This window comes from Methylibium sp. T29 (genome assembly GCF_000576205.1).
GTDB lineage: Bacteria > Pseudomonadota > Gammaproteobacteria > Burkholderiales > Burkholderiaceae_C > Methylibium > Methylibium petroleiphilum.
In genome coordinates this window covers 1-1,538 of sequence record NZ_AZND01000460.1, presented here as the reverse complement: position 1 = coordinate 1,538, position 1,538 = coordinate 1, and the positions used below count along the sequence as shown (strand labels likewise).

The 1,538-nt window shown below is 71.5% G+C and carries 1 protein-coding gene and 1 pseudogene; both read left to right on the top strand.

Annotation, left to right across the window (positions count from 1 at the left end):
- Positions 1-168: 168 nt before the first annotated feature.
- A complete protein-coding gene (locus tag x551_RS22015; RefSeq protein WP_036236650.1) occupies positions 169-1,131 on the top strand; it encodes a tripartite tricarboxylate transporter substrate binding protein in 963 nt (320 codons plus the stop codon).
- Positions 1,128-1,538, top strand: a pseudogene (locus tag x551_RS22010) (2-hydroxyacid dehydrogenase); the annotation flags it as partial. The gene x551_RS22015 and the pseudogene x551_RS22010, both read left to right, overlap by 4 nt.

Sequence of the window (1,538 nt, the reverse complement as noted above, 5' to 3'; positions counted from 1 at the left end):
CGCAGGCGCGCCAGCCGCGGGCCTGAGCGGCGGCGGGCGCCAGCGGACCGATACCGGGCAATCCCGAGTGATCGGTCATCCTTCATGTTGTACGATGACGTACAACTAGAGAGGGGCTTGTCGCCACCTCGTCCGCCCCAACCCCGACCCCGACCGAGGAGACCCCCGATGATTCGACGCATCTTTGTCCGCGCCCTGACCGCCACGCTGGCGCTGGCCGCCGGCGGCGCCCAGGCCCAGGCCTGGCCCACGCAGACGATCCGCATCGTCGTGCCGTACTCGCCCGGTGGCTCGTCGGACATCATCGCCCGCGCGATCTCGGGGCCGCTGTCCGAGGCGCTGAAGCAGACGGTGATCGTCGAGAACAAGCCCGGCGCCAACGGCAACACCGGCACCGATTTCGTCGCCAAGGCCAACGACGGCCACACGCTGCTGCTGTGCGACGTGGGCGCGCTGGCGATCACCGCTTCGGTCTACGCCAAGCTGCCGTTCGATCCCAGCAAGGACCTGCGCGGCGTCGGCATGCTCGCGTACTCGCCGCACCTGCTGGTGGTGCATCCGTCGGTCAAGGCCAACAACCTGCAGGAACTGGTGGCGCTCTCGCACAAGGAGTCGCTGAATTTCGCGGTCACCGCGATCGGCAGCGCGCCGCACCTGGCCGGCGTGGCGGTCGAGAAGGCCACCAAGGCCGAGTGGACCTACATCCCCTACAAGGGCGGCGCCCAGGCGATCGGCGACACCGTGGCCGGCCAGACCCAGGTGCTGATGAACGGCATGCTGGCGACGCTGCCGCAGGTGCAGGCGGGCAAGCTCAAGGTGCTGGGCGTCTCCAAGGCCACGCGCGTACCGCTGCTGGCGAACGTGCCGACGATCGCCGAGCAGGGCGTGAAGGGCTTCGAGTCGGGCACGTGGCAAGGCGTGCTGATGCCGGCGGCCACGCCGCCCGCGGTGGTGGCCAAGGTGGCGGCCGAGCTGTCGCGCATCATCCGTTCGCCCGAGGTGCGCGAGCGCCTGGTGTCGCAGGGCGCCGAGGTCTACACGATGACGCCGGCCGAGTTCGCCACCTTCTTCGAGCGCGAGCGCAAGAACTGGGCGAGCGTCGTCGCGCAGGGCGGGGTGAAGATCGAATGATGTCGACGAAGCCCCGCGTGCTGCAGATCGGCCGCCTGCTGCCCTGGCTGGAGGAGCGGCTGGCGGCCGCCCACGACCTGCACCGCCTGGCCGACGAGGCCGACCCGCAGGCCTTCCTGGCGGCGCGTGGCGCCGAGTTCGTGGGCCTGGTCACCTCGGCCGGCGGCAGCGGCGCGGACGCGGCGCTGATCGACGCGCTGCCGTCGCTGCGCGTGATCTCGAGCTTCGGCGTGGGGCTCGACAAGATCGACCTCGCGGCCGCCGCGCGGCGCGGCATCGCCGTGGGCTACACCCCGACGTGCTGAACGACTGCGTGGCCGATCTCGCGATGGCCCTGCTGCTCGACGTGGCACGCCGCACGCCCGAGGCCGACCGCTACGTGCGCGCCGGCCGCTGGGGCGTGGCCG